Consider the following 15,259-nt stretch of genomic DNA (forward strand, 5'->3'; position numbering starts at 1 on the left):
AGTCTTCCCTTGTTATTGTGTAGCCAGAATGCCGCAAAACTTCCATGCCTAAGCGAACTGTTGAGAGTACGTTTCGATTTCTGACTGTGTTAGCCTGGAAGTGCTTGTCCCAACCTTGTTTCTGAGCATGAACGCCCGCAAGCCAACATGTTAGTTGAAGCATCAGGGCGATTAGCAGCATGATATCAAAACGCTCTGAGCTGCTCGTTCGGCTATGGCGTAGGCCTAGTCCGTAGGCAGGACTTTTCAAGTCTCGGAAGGTTTCTTCAATCTGCATTCGCTTCGAATAGATATTAACAAGTTGTTTGGGTGTTCGAATTTCAACAGGTAAGTTAGTTGCTAGAATCCATGGCTCCTTTGCCGACACTGAGTAGATTTTAGGTGACGGGTGGTGACAATGAGTCCGTGTCGAGCGCTGATTTTTTCGGCCTTTAGAGCGAGATTTATACAATAGAATTTGGCATGAGATTGGATTGCTTTTAGTCAGCCTCTTATAGCCTAAAGTCTTTGAGTGACTAGATGACATATCATGTAAGTTGCTGATAGGTTTCCAGTTTTCCGCTCCTAGGTCTGCATATTGTACTTTTCCTCTTACTCGACTTAACCAGTACCAACCCAGCTTCTCAACGGATTTATACCATGGCACTTTAAAGCCAGCATCACTGACAATGAGCGGTGTGGTGTTACTCGGTAGAATGCTCGCAAGGTCGGCTAGAAATTGGTCATGAGCTTTCTTTGAACATTGCTCTGAAAGCGGGAACGCTTTCTCATAAAGAGTAACAGAACGACCGTGTAGTGCGACTGAAGCTCGCAATACCATAAGCCGTTTTTGCTCACGGATATCAGACCAGTCAACAAGTACAATGGGCATCGTATTGCCCGAACAGATAAAGCTAGCATGCCAACGGTATACAGCGAGTCGCTCTTTGTGGAGGTGACGATTACCTAACAATCGGTCGATTCGTTTGATGTTATGTTTTGTTCTCGCTTTGGTTGGCAGGTTACGGCCAAGTTCGGTAAGAGTGAGAGTTTTACAGTCAAGTAAGGCGTGGCAAGCCAACGTTAAGCTGTTGAGTCGTTTTAAGTGTAATTCGGGGCAGAATTGGTAAAGAGAGTCGTGTAAAATATCGAGTTCGCACATTTTGTTGTCTGATTATTGATTTTTGGCGAAACCATTTGATCATATGACAAGATGTGTATCTACCTTAACTTAATGATTTTGATAAAAATCATTAGGGGATTCATCAGAGCTAAACGTGCTGCGCGTCCGGCTAAATATAGCTATGTTGACGAAAACGGTGAAACTAAAACCTGGACTGGCCAGGGTCGTACACCGGCTGTGATCAAAAAAGCGATGGAAGAACAAGGTAAACAACTGGATGACTTCCTGATCAAGGAATAATTCAGAATTACGCTGTTCAAAATCCCGCCAATGGCGGGATTTTTTTTGCCGCTACTTCGCTCTATCCATACCTGGATTAGGTATAAAAAAACGGCGCTGGGTTAACAGCGCCGTTCTTACCTGGTAATACCTGGAGGTTACTTTTTAATACCCATCTCTTCTTCCAGCCAGGCTTTAAATTCAGCACCCAGTGTATTATGGCGAATACCATATTCTACGAACGCTTGCATATAGCCCAGCTTATTACCACAGTCATGGCTTTTGCCCTTCATGTGATAAGCTTCAACCGTTTCTTTTTCAATCAGCATATCAATAGCATCAGTCAGCTGAATTTCATCACCCGCTCCCGGAGGGGTTTTAGCCAGCAGAGGCCAAATATCTGCGCTCAGCACGTAACGCCCCACAACGGCCAAATTAGATGGCGCTACATCGGCCTTCGGCTTTTCAACAACGCCAACCATCGGTACGCTTTCGCCAGGAGCTAATTCAACGCCCTTACAATCAACAACACCATAAGCGGTAACATCTTCTACCGGCTCAACCATAATCTGGCTACTGCCTGTTTCATCAAAACGATGAATCATTTCGGCAAGGTTGTCGCGTGATAAATCAGATTCGTATTCATCAAGAATTACGTCCGGCAGGATAACCGCAACTGGTTCATCACCCACTACCGGATGTGCGCACAATACCGCGTGACCCAGACCTTTGGCCAGCCCCTGACGCACCTGCATAATAGTGACATGCGGCGGACAAATAGACTGCACTTCTTCCAGAAGCTGACGTTTTACACGTTTTTCCAGCATAGCTTCAAGTTCAAAGCTGGTATCAAAGTGGTTCTCAATCGAATTTTTAGACGAGTGAGTAACAAGCACAATTTCAGTGATGCCCGCAGCAATACATTCGTTTACGACGTACTGAATTAATGGCTTATCAACCAACGGTAGCATCTCTTTCGGGATAGCTTTCGTAGCCGGTAACATCCTGGTTCCTAATCCCGCTACCGGGATAACGGCCTTTTTGACTTTCGAATTAAGGGCAGCCATTTAAAACTCTCCTGGACTGTTCATGTATTGAACGTGTTCATCAATCTGTATCGCATCCCAGTATATCAGTACAGCGACAAGCTTCTGGTCTGAAAAGGACGCGCGTCGGTATAATTAAGATAAATACGAATAAATCTGGCGCTGATAGTAGCACCCGCAGCATGAGAGAGGTGAACCAATTTGATTCCCACACCTGTCAATTGTTCATTCCGCAGACAACATCAGGCGCAAACGACCACCAGCCCCCCAAATTTGACATTGCCAGGACTCGCAGCGTTGACTTAGTTGATTAAGATACGCATTACCTAAAGTGCCCAGCGGAACGCCATTACTGATTTGTACGTTGTGGGAACCCGTATTTAATGTCGCATTCAGCCCTGCAGATACCAAAATCAGGTTTTTTAATTCGCTGTGGTAATAGCCCACCAGCAAGGGAAACTGTCCAGGCAAATTAGCCTGGCGCAGTAAATGGTTTACCTGCTTCAATAACGCACCGAGCTCCGGTAACCGTTGATTTTGATGTGCCAACTGTTCCTGCAACAAACCGTTAAATAGCGCGCGCAGTAATAATGCTGCCAGGACACCGTTATCCCCTGCCCTTGTCACATCAAGGCAATAAAACGCAAGGTCATGGTCCGAGAGCGGCGCAATATCCAGTACCAGCCCCGGCTGATCGGCGGCCACTAACTGGCGATAATTGATTCGACAGTGTGAAATCACTTGTGACACCGGAGGCTGTAATTCTTGTAACAGCTTTGCCGCAGCAGCCGGATCGCCGACCATCGCATCCCAGTCGCGAAACAGCCGTTCTTCTTCTTCCACACGTGAATTAAACATATTGGGATACAAGCACGCAAAGACGGTTTCACGTAGGCGGTTAAGGTCCTTTACTGGTTTCAGTAGCACATCATCCACCCCCAAGCGCAGCGCCTTAGCGATGTCGGACATGTTTTCCGTTGCGGAGATCACCAGTATCGGGGTCTGATCGCCACGATTACGCAGATACTCCACCAGTTTGAGGCCGTTCATTCTTGGCATAGCCAGATCACAGATCATCAAGTCTGGGTTAAAGTGTCCGAGTAATTCCAGAGCTTCAAGCCCATCGCCAGCTACCGCTGTTGTCGCCCCCAAAGAGGAAAACCATGAGTCCATGAGTGAGCGAAATACCGGCTCATCCTCAACGATAAGAATCTGTTTTCCGACCAATGGCTGCGTCATATTCTCCCCCCTGACTGGCTTTAGTAAATAGTGGCATGCTATTGCTACTCACGCCTGTCAGAATTTGCTTAAGTGTTGATAAAAAATGCGTTAGACGTTGGTTTTCACCAAGGGTAGAAGTTCATCCATTTTCTTCTCGACCGCCAGTTGTCCGGCAGCAATTGCTGCGCTAGCGCGGTGGAAATCCAACGTGGATATTTGCGGACAAAACGGCTGAATCAGAATATCCGGCGGGTCGCCAGCCATGCGGTTACGTTTCAGACGGTTTTCCAGAACCTGAATAGAGGTCGTCATGATTTCCATCGCCGTCGGTGCGGTGACCGCACGCCTGGCCGTAATGTTGCTCAAACGCTCTTTCAGGCGGGCACGCCAGGAAAGCTCGTCAGTGTCACCACTCAATTCGCTATCACTGCTGACGTTGAAGGAGAGTAAATCTTGCTGCATAAGATGCGCATCGTGTTGCAGATCGACGGCAATAACGATGTCAGCACCCAGCGCGCGGGTCAGGGACACAGGTACGGGATTCACCACTGCACCATCGACCAACCAGTAACCATTATGCGCCACGGGAGACATCAGACCGGGAATACTGCAGGAGGCTCGGACAGCGAGATGCAAATCACCTTCGGTGAACCATAGCTCCCGACCCGTGCTCAGGTTTGTGGCAACCGTTGCGAAACGACGTGAGCATTGTTCAATAGCTTCTACCGGCATGACATTACGATACTGATTGAATACACGTTCACCGCGCAGCAATCCACCTCTACGCCACGAGAGATCCATCAGGCGTAAAACATCCCAATAGCTGAATGAGCAAACCCACTGCTCAAGGGCAGGTAATTTATTGCAGGCATAAGCGGCGCCCACCAACGAGCCGATAGAACAACCCGCAACGATATCAATATCAATGCCCATGTGTTTCAGGGCTTTAATCACACCAATATGCGACCAGCCTCGCGCTGCGCCGGAACCTAGCGCCAGCCCAATTTTTATTTTTCTCATTGTACCTACAGACTTCCCCTGGCTTGCAGACGTAGCAACATCACTACGGCTCAGTTAACATAGTGCCACCGTGGCGTTTTTACGCCGTTTTTTTATTCCAGGGAGTATTTTGTGTCTCAGGTTTGTCCCTGTGGTAGCGCTGTCGAGTATAGCCTATGTTGCTACCGTTATGTGTCTGGCGAACAAGTAGCACCTACGCCGTCACACCTCATGCGTTCTCGCTACTGCGCTTTTGTGATGAAGGACGCAGATTACCTGATCAAAACCTGGCATCCAGACTGTCATGCAACCGCGTTTCGCGACGACATTATCGCAGGATTTAGCCATACCGAATGGCTCGGACTGACCGTTTTTGAACAAGAGACGACAGACGCAGAAAATACCGGCTATGTCAGCTTTGTCGCACGGTTTACAGAACAAGGTAAAACAGGCGTAATTATCGAGCGCTCTCGTTTTCTAAAAGAAAACGGTCAGTGGTACTATATAGACGGTACACGCCCTCAAATTGGACGAAACGATACCTGCCCTTGTGGCTCCGGTAAAAAATTTAAAAAGTGCTGCGGCTAGTCAACGCCCGACAGTATCAATTTTGCAAACATTCTCAACAGGATCACCGCTGCAAATGCATTCATTACAACGAAAAGTACTGCGTACTATTTGCCCGGACCAAAAAGGTCTGATCGCACGCATTACGAATATCTGTTACAAACACGAGCTGAATATCGTGCAAAACAATGAGTTCGTGGACCACCGTACCGGGCGTTTTTTTATGCGTACCGAACTGGAGGGTATTTTTAACGACGTCACGCTGCTTGCCGATCTGGATAGCGCCTTACCCGAAGGCTCCATTCGTGAATTAACGCCAGCAGGCCGCCGTCGCATCGTCATTTTGGTCACTAAAGAAGCTCATTGTTTGGGCGATCTGTTAATGAAGGCCAATTATGGCGGACTGGATGTTGAAATCGCTGCGGTGATCGGCAACCACGAGACGCTGCGCTCCTTGGTTGAGCGATTCGATATTCCGTTTGAGCTGGTCAGCCATGAAGGTTTAACGCGTGACGAGCATGACCAGAAAATGGCCGACGCTATCGACGCGCACCAACCGGACTATGTCGTGCTGGCAAAATACATGCGCGTTCTGACACCTACATTTGTTTCCCGCTTCCCGAATAAGATTATCAATATCCACCATTCATTCCTGCCAGCGTTTATTGGTGCTCGCCCTTACCATCAAGCCTATGAGCGCGGCGTGAAGATCATCGGTGCGACGGCGCATTATGTGAATGATAATCTCGATGAAGGTCCAATTATTATGCAGGACGTGATTCATGTGGATCACACCTACAGTGCAGAAGATATGATGCGCGCAGGTCGTGACGTTGAGAAAAATGTATTAAGCCGCGCGCTGTATCAGGTTCTGGCTCAACGCGTCTTTGTTTACGGTAACCGAACGATTATTCTGTAATCACCAATAATATGAATTGATTAGCTTTACTGCGTTACGGATGAAAAGTACGCAAACAGTTCATGTTAAGCAAAGGAATGCTTTACAGCGGCGCATCATTTGATATGATGCGCCCCGCTTCCAACGGAAGCAGGCCAGTAAAAGCATTACCCCGTGGTGGGGTTCCCGAGCGGCCAAAGGGAGCAGACTGTAAATCTGCCGTCATCGACTTCGAAGGTTCGAATCCTTCCCCCACCACCATTATTCAGCTAGTTCACAAAATCAGTATACCCCAGGTGGGGTTCCCGAGCGGCCAAAGGGAGCAGACTGTAAATCTGCCGTCATCGACTTCGAAGGTTCGAATCCTTCCCCCACCACCATCATTTCATATAGCACCAACACCGAATTCATCTGTAGTGCCCCATGAACCGCCCAATAGGGAAGGATGAGAAGCTTCGACTAAGGTTCGATTCGAGCGTAGCGAGAAAGCGTTGCCGCAGGCAACGACCCGAAGGGCGAAGCGCGCAGCGCTGAGTAATCCTTCCCCCACCACCTACTTCTCCAGTAACACTTCAGCTAAATACATCTTCTTGCAAACAACCATAAAAAAACCCCGCCGAAGCAGGGTTTGTCTAATACAGATAACCGATTAGTGACGCGCTCGTACAATCTGGTATTTACGCGTCAGGTACTCGACCGGAACGCTCCAGATGTGCACCAGGCGCGAGAATGGGAACAACAGGAACAGCGTCATCCCCAACACCAGGTGCATACGGAAAATAAACGCGACACCATCCAGATATTGAGACGCTCCGCCGTGGAAAGTCACCACAGACTGTGCCCAGTTCACCAGCTTCATCATCTCGCTGCCGTCCATATGCTGGGCAGAGAACGGAATGGTCAACAGGCCCAGCGCACACTGAACCACCAGCAGGGAAAGAATCAAAATATCTGCTGCAGTCGTGGTTGCCCGCACACGTGGGCTGAACAGACGGCGTTTAAGCAGTAAAACGCCACCAACCAGGCACATCACGCCGGATGCCCCGCCCGCAAACATCGCCATCTTCTGCTTCACTTCGAGCGGCAGCCACGCTTCATACATCCAGTGCGGCGTTAACATACCAAGGAAGTGACCGGCAAAAATACCCAGAATCCCGATATGAAACAGGTTTGACGCCATGTTCATCCCTTTACGATCCAGCATCTGGCTGGACGCCGCACGCCAGGTGTACTGTCCGTAGTCATAACGCAGCCAGCTGCCGATCAGAAAGACTGAACCTGCAATGTACGGATAGATGTCAAAGAAGAACGTATTCAGGAAGTGCATTATTGCTGTCCTCCGGTGGTGATATTCAGATACTGCGGCGCAACGGCCCCGGCAAAACGACGCTGATAAGCGGTGATTTCCGACTCGCCACACCCCTGATCGGCGAAGAATTTCACTTGCTCTTCTTCCCAAACTGCATCCAGCGCTTGTGGGGTATCATCACGCGCTTCATCCGCAATCTTTTCAGCCACTTTATCGCTGTCGATAACGGTATTCGCCAGTTTTAACAGCAGATCAAACAGCATCGCATAACGGCTTTCACGCTGTTGCAAACGTGCGCTGAGCAGCGCCAGAATTGGTGCTATATCCTGTAATCCAGCTAACGCTTCGCTTTTCGGCAGTTGCGCAAGGTATTCCAGATACAGCGGAAGATGATCGGGAAGCTCGCGGCTGTCGAGCTGCAAACCGTGCTGCTCATACTGCGACATCAGATCGACCATCGCCTGACCACGATCGCGGGACTCGCCGTGTACATGTTCAAACAACAGCAGCGAGGTGGCGCGACCACGGTCAAACAGTTCGCTATAGCTTGCCTGCACATCCAGCATGTCCTGCGCAGTGAGATCGCGCAGGAAAACGCCCAGGGTCTGGGCATCCTCTTTATCCAGGTTTTCAGATGACGCGAGTGCATCGAAAAGTTCCTGCTGATGCTGCCATAAGGCAGCATCCGGGTACTCGAGCAGACGCGAAACAATGACGAGTTCAATCATTGGTGCGGCTCCGTTTTGCTGGTCACATCAACAGCGTCGATGCGGCGGCTGTTGAACAGATTGAATTTAGTATCAGAACCGTGGCAACCGTCACCGAAGGTAAAGCCGCAACCGCTTTTCTCCGGGAACGCCTCACGCGCCAGTTCACGATGACTGCTCGGTACCACGAAACGATCTTCGTAGTTAGCAATCGCCAGATAACGATACATTTCCTGTGCCTGCGCTTCGCTTAATCCCACCTCTTCCAGCGCACGGGTATCAACTTTACCGTCAACGGTTTCCGCACGTTTGTAGTGACGCATCGCCAGCATACGTTTCAGCGCCAACAGTACCGGCTGTGTGTCGCCTGCGGTGAGGAGGTTCGCCAGGTATTGAACCGGGATACGCAAACTCTCAACGTCCGGCAGAATACCGTTGCTACCAAGCGTACCCGCGTCCGCGGCAGACTGAATCGGTGACAAAGGCGGCACATACCAGACCATCGGTAGCGTGCGGTATTCCGGATGCAGCGGCAGCGCCAGCTTCCAGTCCATCGCCATTTTGTAAACCGGAGACTGTTGTGCAGCGTCAATGACGCTCAGCGGAATACCATCTTTCAGCGCCTGTTCAATAACCGCTGGATCGTTCGGATCGAGGAACACGTCCAGTTGACGCTGGTACAGATCCTTTTCGTGCTCGGTGCTGGCCGCGCTTTCGATCGCATCTGCGTCATACAGCAGTACGCCGAGATAACGGATACGACCAACACAGGTTTCGGAGCAAACGGTCGGTTGACCCGCTTCGATACGCGGATAGCAGAAGATGCACTTCTCGGACTTCCCGCTCTTCCAGTTGAAGTAAATCTTCTTGTACGGGCAGCCGGTGATGCACATACGCCAGCCACGGCACTTGTCCTGGTCGATCAGCACGATGCCATCTTCTTCACGCTTGTAGATAGCGCCACTCGGGCAGGTCGCCACACACGCCGGGTTAAGGCAGTGCTCACACAGGCGCGGCAAATACATCATGAAGGTGTTTTCGAACTGGCCGTACATTGCCTTCTGCATGTTTTCGAAGTTCTGGTCTTTGGCGCGTTTTTCGAACTCGCCGCCCAGAATTTCTTCCCAGTTAGGACCGCTGGTAATTTTGTCCATCCGCTGACCGGTGATCAGCGAGCGCGGACGGGCAATCGGCTGCGCTTTGCTGCCTTCCGGCGCGGTGTGCAGATTCTGATAGTCGAAATCAAACGGCTCGTAGTAGTCATCCATGCCCGGTAGATGCGGGTTAGCAAAGATTTTACCCAGCAGCAGCGCACGGTTACCCATGCGCGGTTGCAACTTACCGTTGATTTTACGGATCCAACCGCCCTTCCATTTTTCCTGATTTTCCCAGTCATTCGGGAAACCAACACCAGGCTTACTTTCGACGTTATTGAACCAGGCGTATTCCATACCTTCGCGGCTGGTCCAGACGTTTTTACAGGTCACTGAACAGGTGTGGCAGCCGATGCACTTATCGAGATTCAGCACCATGCCGACTTGTGAACGAATTTTCATTTTACGCTCTCCTGTACCTGGTCATTGCCTTCGCCATCCAACCAGTTAATGTTCTTCATCTTACGTACAACTACGAACTCATCGCGGTTTGAACCGACGGTACCGTAGTAGTTAAAACCGTATGCCAGTTGCGCATAGCCGCCGATCATGTGGGTCGGTTTCGGCGTAATACGGGTCACCGAGTTATGGATCCCGCCGCGCTGCTGGGTGATTTCTGAACCCGGCAGGTTAACGATGCGTTCCTGCGCGTGGTACATCATGGTCATCCCGGCCGGCACACGCTGGCTGACAACCGCACGTGCGGTCAGCGCACCGTTGCTGTTGAAAACTTCGATCCAGTCGTTATCTTCGATACCCAGTTCTTTCGCATCGACTTCACTCATCCACACGATCGGACCACCGCGTGACAATGTCAGCATCAGCAGGTTGTCGCTGTAGGTGGAGTGGATACCCCATTTCTGGTGCGGCGTCAGGAAGTTAAGCGCTTTTTCCGGGTTACCGTTAGACTTCTCACCCATCACCTCTTTCACTGAACGTGTGTCGATAGGTGGGCGGTAAACCAACAGGCTTTCACCGAAATCACGCATCCATTGATGATCCTGATACAACTGCTGGCGACCGGAAAGCGTACGCCATGGGATCAGTTCGTGAACGTTGGTATAACCGGCGTTATAAGACACATGTTCATCTTCCAGACCAGACCAGGTCGGGCTGGAAATAATTTTTCGCGGCTGCGCCTGAATGTCACGGAAGCGAATTTTTTCGTCTTCTTTATTCAACGCCAAATGTGCATGGTCACGTCCGGTAAATTCACTCAACGCTTTCCAGGCTTTCACGGCGACCTGACCATTGGTTTCAGGGGCCAGTGTCAGGATCATCTCAGCGGCATCAATAGCCGTGTTTAGACAAGGCTGTCCTTTCGCCGGGCCTTCCGCCTTGGTGTAGTTGAGCTTACGCAGCAGATCCATTTCGCTCTGGGTGTTCCAGGCAATACCTTTACCGCCGTTACCGATTTTTTCCATCAAAGGACCGATAGAAGTAAAGCGCTCATAGGTTGCCGGATAGTCACGCTCAACGGTCATGATGTGCGGCGCGGTAACACCCGGAATCAGGTCGCATTCGCCTTTTTTCCAGTCTTTTACATCCAGCGGTTGCGCCAGTTCGGCGGCAGAATCGTGCTGGATTGGCAGCGTAACGACGTCGGTTTCTTTCCCGAGGTGGCCTACGCAGACTTCAGAAAATGTCTTCGCGATGCCTTTGTAGATTTCCCAGTCGCTTTTCGACTCCCAGGCTGGGTCAACGGCGGCAGACAGCGGATGAATAAACGGATGCATATCCGAAGTATTCATATCATCTTTTTCATACCAGGTTGCGGTAGGCAGCACGATGTCGGAATACAGACAGGTGCTCGACAGACGGAAGTCCAGCGTCACCACCAGATCCAGTTTGCCGTCCAGTCCGTTGTCATGCCATTCCACTTCTTCTGGCTTCACGCCGTTCTGCTGGCCCAAATCCATCCCCTGAATACCGTGCTCGGTACCCAGCAGGTACTTCAGCATGTACTCATGTCCTTTACCTGAAGAACCGAGCAGGTTAGAACGCCAGATGAACAGGTTACGCGGATGGTTTTTACCGTTTTCAGGTTGTTCCGCCGCAAAGCGAATCGAGCCTTCTTTCAGGGATTTCACGGTGTAATCCACCGGTGTCATATCTGCATTCTGCGCTTCTTGCGCGATATACAGCGGGTTGGTACCCAACTGCGGCGCAGATGGTAGCCAGCCCATACGTTCAGCGCGAACGTTAAAATCAATCAGGTGGCCGCTATAGCGGGATTTATCTGCCAGCGGAGACAGCAGTTCCTGCGCGGTGACCGTCTCATACCGCCACTGACTGGAGTGATTATAGAAGTAGGAGGTGCTGTTCATGTGACGCGCCGGACGCTGCCAGTCAAGGGCAAACGCCAGCGGCTGCCAGCCGGTCTGAGGGCGCAGTTTCTCCTGGCCGACATAGTGTGCCCAGCCGCCACCACTCTGACCCACACAACCGCAGAAAATCAGCATATTGATCAGGCCGCGATAGTTCATATCGAGGTGGTACCAGTGGTTCAGGCCCGCACCGACGATAATCATCGAACGACCGTGCGTCTTGTCGGCATTATCCGCAAATTCACGGGCGATGCGCACAATCTGAGCACGTGATACGCCGGTAATTTTCTCTGCCCATGCTGGGGTATACGCTTTCACGTCATCGTAGCTGGTCGCGCAATTTTCATCGTTCAGACCACGTTCCAGACCGTAGTTGGCCATGGTCAGGTCGTAAACGGTGGTCACCAGTGCGGTAGAACCATCGGCCAGTTGCAGACGTTTAACCGGCAATTTATGCAGCAGAATGTTTTCCAGTTCTACTTTGCTGAAATGTTCAGTACCTTCACCGCCAAAGTATGGGAAACCTACTTCAGCGATGTCATCCTGACTCCCCAGCAGACTGAGCTGCAGTTCGGTTTCATCACCAGATGTGCCGTCACGCTGCTCAAGGTTCCATTTGCCTTTTTCGCCCCAACGGAAACCAATTGAACCGTTTGGCGCAACCATTTCGCCGTTGCTGTTGATAGCAACAGTTTTCCATTCTGGATTGTTTTCCTGGCCCAGAGCATCAACCAAATCCGCCGCACGCAGCATACGACCAGCAGCATAGTAGCCGTCGCGCTCTTCCAGCATCACCAGCATTGGCATGTCGGTATAGCGACGTACGTAGTCGGTGAAGTACTGGCTCGGATTATCGAGGTGGAACTCGCGCAGCATGACGTGGCCCATCGCCATCGCCATCGCCGCATCGGTCCCTTGTTTCGGTGCCAGCCACAGGTCGCACAGTTTGGCAATTTCTGCATAGTCCGGCGTAATTGCTACCGTTTTGGTGCCTTTATACCGAACTTCAGTGAAGAAGTGCGCATCCGGGGTACGGGTCTGAGGTACGTTGGATCCCCAGGCAATAATATAGCTGGAGTTGTACCAGTCGGCGGATTCAGGTACGTCTGTTTGCTCACCCCAGGTTTGCGGAGATGCTGGCGGTAAGTCGCAATACCAGTCGTAGAAGCTCAGGCAGGTACCGCCGATCAGCGACAGGTAGCGCGCGCCAGAAGCGTAAGAGACCATGGACATTGCCGGGATGGGCGAGAAGCCAGCGACGCGGTCAGGGCCATAGGTCTTGATGGTATACACGTTAGACGCAGCAATCAGTTCGTTCACTTCCTGCCAGGAAGAACGAACGAAACCACCACGACCGCGCGCTTGTTTGAAGCTCTTTGCTTTGTCGGCGTCTTCGATAATAGACGCCCAGGCATCTACCGGATCGCTGTGCAATCTTTTTGCTTCACGCCACATCTTCATCAGACGTTTACGCATCAGCGGGTACTTCAGACGGTTAGCGCTGTAGAGATACCAGGAGTAGCTTGCACCGCGCGGACAGCCGCGAGGCTCGTGGTTTGGCATATCCGGACGAGTGCGAGGATAGTCAGTTTGCTGGGTTTCCCAGGTTACCAGACCATTTTTGACGTAGATTTTCCAGCTGCATGAGCCGGTGCAGTTTACCCCGTGGGTTGAACGCACGATTTTGTCATGCTGCCAACGCTGGCGATATCCATCCTCCCAGTCCCTGTTAGTATTGAGAAGCTGGCCGTGCCCATCGGCAAAGGTTTCGCCCTTCTGCTTGAAGTAGCGAAACCGGTCCAGGAATTTACTCATCGGTTTTCTCCTGTAGGAGCCTGACGGCTCTCTGATAAATCGACATTGCTTGATTGAGAGCGAAGGTAACGCTCTGAAAGGACGTAAGAATTGATAACGATCAAGGCAGACAGGGATGAAAAATGAGGGACAATTTTCACATACCCCCTTAGTGGGATATCTATAAATCAGTCAACTAACTGAATTATAATAATTTTTTTAAATACACTTATCATACAAATGTTAAATTCTTTATAAGTGGGTATTAAGGGGTATCCCCCCTGCCTGGCATCGTGAAAGCACCATACTCACAGGCAGTTGTTGTGCCCCCATGATAAGTATGTTGTAACTAATGATAAGCAAAAAAAAGCGCGGTCTAACGCCGCGCAATGGATAATCAACAGTTACTGCTTTTTTACTTTTTAGAATGACGTCCGTATACCGCCCAGGTGATAACCACACAAGCGACATAGAAGATCAAAAAGACTTTCATCGCACCGACCGGAGAACCGGTTAATGCCAGGGATGTACCAAATGCTTTCGGAATAAAGAAGCCGCCGATCGCACCAATAGCAGAGATAAAGCCCAACGCCGCCGCCGTATCGGTTGCTGCTTCACGCATCGCTTTCTCTTCTGAACCGCCTTCAGCTTTTACTCTGTCCATCGTCAGTTTACGGAAGATAACGGAGATCATCTGGAAGGTTGAACCACTCCCCAGCCCGGCCGTCAGGAACAACGCCAGGAACACTGCGAAGAAAGCAATGAAGTTGCCTCCGACACCATTTGATGGCAGCGTCAGGAACAATAAGGCACTGAAAATAGCCATCAGCACGAAGTTCACCAGTGTGACACGGGTTCCGCCCAGACGGTCAGAGATTGCGCCACCTGCAGAACGCGCCAAAGCACCAATGAACGGGCCAAAGAAGGCGTAATGCAGGATCTGCACCTCAGGGAATTGCGTTTTCGACAGCATCGCAAATCCAGCTGAGAAACCGATAAAGGAACCGAAGGTCGCCAGATACAGCAGGCTCATAATCCACAAATGCCCGCGTTTCAGCACTGGTAATTGCTCTTTCAGCGAGGCTTTGGAGGTTGCCAGTTCGTTCATACCGAACCATGCGGCCAGCGTGAAAATAGCGAGGAATGGCACCCAAATCCATGCGGCATTTGCCAGATACAACTGCGTGCCATCCGGTTGTGCAACGCCGTGGCTACCGAACGCGGCAAAGATTGACAGTGAAACCACCAGCGGAGCGACCAACTGCATCACGCTGACACCCATGTTGCCCAGGCCACCGTTCAGCCCCAGCGCGCCACCCTGTTTCTGTTTTGGAAAGAAGAAACTGATATTTGCCATGCTGGAAGCAAAGTTCGCGCCGGCAAAACCGCACAGCAGAGAGATAATTATAAAGGTACTAAATGGCGTGGAGGTATCCTGCACCGCAAAGCCTAACCATACACAAGGAATGATCAGGATACCGGTACTGAATGCCGTCCAGCGACGGCCACCAAACAGGGGAACCATGAAGGAATACGGTACACGCAGCAACGCGCCGGACACCGAGGGTAATGCCGTCAACATGAACAGTTGTTCGGTAGTGAAATCAAATCCAACTTTCGGTAAATTCACCGCCACGGCGCTAAATAACATCCACACACAAAACGCCAGCAGCAAGCAAGGAACGGAAATCCACAGGTTACGGCTGGCGATTCGTTGACCACGCTGTTGCCAGAAGGCGGGATCTTCCGGCCGCCATTCGGTAATTACAGCTCCAGATGCCCTTTCCGGGGCAGATGAGTGACTCATAGACACCTCTGATACTTGTTTCGATGCCTGCAACATTAGGGTTTACAGC

The 15,259-nt window shown here is 50.8% G+C and carries 11 protein-coding genes, 2 tRNA genes, 1 other RNA gene and 1 pseudogene; 6 read left to right on the forward strand and 9 right to left on the reverse strand.

Annotation, left to right across the window (positions count from 1 at the left end):
- A partial coding sequence (locus OGY15_RS14435; protein WP_286539751.1) for an IS4-like element ISVsa5 family transposase occupies nt 1-1,141 on the reverse strand: 1,141 nt, incomplete at its 3' end.
- A gap of 105 nt (nt 1,142-1,246) precedes the next feature.
- On the opposite strand from OGY15_RS14435, the pseudogene OGY15_RS14440 reads away from it, so the two are divergent.
- Nucleotides 1,247-1,402, forward strand: a pseudogene (locus tag OGY15_RS14440) (H-NS family nucleoid-associated regulatory protein); the annotation flags it as partial.
- A gap of 137 nt (nt 1,403-1,539) precedes the next feature.
- Here the strand turns inward: OGY15_RS14440 and galU are convergent.
- The 3 genes from galU to rssA all read right to left on the reverse strand — a co-directional run bounded on the left by galU (nt 1,540) and on the right by rssA (nt 4,668).
- Nucleotides 1,540-2,448 carry a UTP--glucose-1-phosphate uridylyltransferase GalU gene (galU, locus tag OGY15_RS14445; RefSeq protein ID WP_187252329.1) on the reverse strand — a complete coding sequence of 303 codons (909 nt, stop codon included), beginning with the start codon at nt 2,446-2,448 and terminating at the stop codon, nt 1,540-1,542.
- A 204-nt stretch (nt 2,449-2,652) separates the two neighbouring features.
- Nucleotides 2,653-3,666 (reverse strand): two-component system response regulator RssB, encoded by a 1,014-nt coding sequence (rssB, locus tag OGY15_RS14450; protein ID WP_151219387.1) that lies wholly within the window; start codon nt 3,664-3,666, stop codon nt 2,653-2,655.
- A gap of 90 nt (nt 3,667-3,756) precedes the next feature.
- The gene (rssA, locus tag OGY15_RS14455; protein ID WP_210905164.1) at nt 3,757-4,668 is read right to left on the reverse strand and encodes a patatin-like phospholipase RssA; all 912 of its coding nucleotides are present in this window, start codon (nt 4,666-4,668) and stop codon (nt 3,757-3,759) included.
- A gap of 111 nt (nt 4,669-4,779) precedes the next feature.
- On the opposite strand from rssA, the gene OGY15_RS14460 reads away from it, so the two are divergent.
- From OGY15_RS14460 to OGY15_RS14480, 5 genes are all read left to right on the forward strand, one after another.
- Nucleotides 4,780-5,235 carry a YchJ family protein gene (locus OGY15_RS14460; RefSeq protein ID WP_151219389.1) on the forward strand — a complete coding sequence of 152 codons (456 nt, stop codon included), beginning with the start codon at nt 4,780-4,782 and terminating at the stop codon, nt 5,233-5,235.
- Nucleotides 5,236-5,290: 55 nt separating this feature from the next.
- Nucleotides 5,291-6,133, forward strand: a complete 843-nt coding sequence (gene purU / locus OGY15_RS14465; protein WP_151219390.1) for a formyltetrahydrofolate deformylase — start codon at nt 5,291-5,293, stop codon at nt 6,131-6,133.
- Between the two features lie 155 nt (nt 6,134-6,288).
- Nucleotides 6,289-6,373 (forward strand) — tRNA-Tyr (locus tag OGY15_RS14470).
- 34 nt (nt 6,374-6,407) lie between these two features.
- Nucleotides 6,408-6,492, forward strand: a tRNA-Tyr gene (locus tag OGY15_RS14475).
- Between the two features lie 44 nt (nt 6,493-6,536).
- Nucleotides 6,537-6,667, forward strand: a non-coding RNA gene (locus OGY15_RS14480) — RtT sRNA.
- 94 nt (nt 6,668-6,761) lie between these two features.
- Here OGY15_RS14480 and narI read toward each other — a convergent pair.
- The 5 genes from narI to OGY15_RS14505 form a co-directional block, all read right to left on the reverse strand.
- Nucleotides 6,762-7,439: a respiratory nitrate reductase subunit gamma gene (gene narI / locus OGY15_RS14485; RefSeq protein ID WP_151219391.1), complete on the reverse strand. Its 678-nt coding sequence runs from the start codon at nt 7,437-7,439 to the stop codon at nt 6,762-6,764.
- Nucleotides 7,439-8,149 carry a nitrate reductase molybdenum cofactor assembly chaperone gene (narJ, locus tag OGY15_RS14490; RefSeq protein WP_151219392.1) on the reverse strand — a complete coding sequence of 237 codons (711 nt, stop codon included), beginning with the start codon at nt 8,147-8,149 and terminating at the stop codon, nt 7,439-7,441. The genes narI and narJ overlap by 1 nt, the downstream gene beginning before the upstream one ends.
- Nucleotides 8,146-9,684 carry a nitrate reductase subunit beta gene (gene narH / locus OGY15_RS14495; RefSeq protein ID WP_151219393.1) on the reverse strand — a complete coding sequence of 513 codons (1,539 nt, stop codon included), beginning with the start codon at nt 9,682-9,684 and terminating at the stop codon, nt 8,146-8,148. Before narH ends, narJ begins: the two co-directional genes overlap by 4 nt.
- Nucleotides 9,681-13,424 carry a nitrate reductase subunit alpha gene (locus OGY15_RS14500; RefSeq protein ID WP_286539763.1) on the reverse strand — a complete coding sequence of 1,248 codons (3,744 nt, stop codon included), beginning with the start codon at nt 13,422-13,424 and terminating at the stop codon, nt 9,681-9,683. The genes narH and OGY15_RS14500 overlap by 4 nt, the downstream gene beginning before the upstream one ends.
- A 394-nt stretch (nt 13,425-13,818) precedes the next feature.
- Nucleotides 13,819-15,210, reverse strand: a complete 1,392-nt coding sequence (locus OGY15_RS14505; protein ID WP_151219395.1) for a NarK family nitrate/nitrite MFS transporter — start codon at nt 15,208-15,210, stop codon at nt 13,819-13,821.
- Nucleotides 15,211-15,259 lie beyond the last annotated feature (49 nt).

Source organism: Citrobacter sp. Cu231 (assembly GCF_030332265.1).
GTDB lineage: Bacteria > Pseudomonadota > Gammaproteobacteria > Enterobacterales > Enterobacteriaceae > Citrobacter > Citrobacter meridianamericanus.

What these genes read in the sequence shown, in the direction of transcription:
- galU (WP_187252329.1), bottom strand. Translation starts at nt 2,448, where the DNA reads ATGGCTGCCCTTAATTCGAAAGTCAAAAAGGCCGTTATCCCGGTAGCG.
- rssB (WP_151219387.1), bottom strand. Translation starts at nt 3,666, where the DNA reads ATGACGCAGCCATTGGTCGGAAAACAGATTCTTATCGTTGAGGATGAG.
- rssA (WP_210905164.1), bottom strand. Translation starts at nt 4,668, where the DNA reads ATGAGAAAAATAAAAATTGGGCTGGCGCTAGGTTCCGGCGCAGCGCGA.
- purU (WP_151219390.1), top strand. Translation starts at nt 5,291, where the DNA reads ATGCATTCATTACAACGAAAAGTACTGCGTACTATTTGCCCGGACCAA.
- narI (WP_151219391.1), bottom strand. Translation starts at nt 7,439, where the DNA reads ATGCACTTCCTGAATACGTTCTTCTTTGACATCTATCCGTACATTGCA.
- narJ (WP_151219392.1), bottom strand. Translation starts at nt 8,149, where the DNA reads ATGATTGAACTCGTCATTGTTTCGCGTCTGCTCGAGTACCCGGATGCT.
- narH (WP_151219393.1), bottom strand. Translation starts at nt 9,684, where the DNA reads ATGAAAATTCGTTCACAAGTCGGCATGGTGCTGAATCTCGATAAGTGC.
- OGY15_RS14500 (WP_286539763.1), bottom strand. Translation starts at nt 13,424, where the DNA reads ATGAGTAAATTCCTGGACCGGTTTCGCTACTTCAAGCAGAAGGGCGAA.
- OGY15_RS14505 (WP_151219395.1), bottom strand. Translation starts at nt 15,210, where the DNA reads ATGAGTCACTCATCTGCCCCGGAAAGGGCATCTGGAGCTGTAATTACC.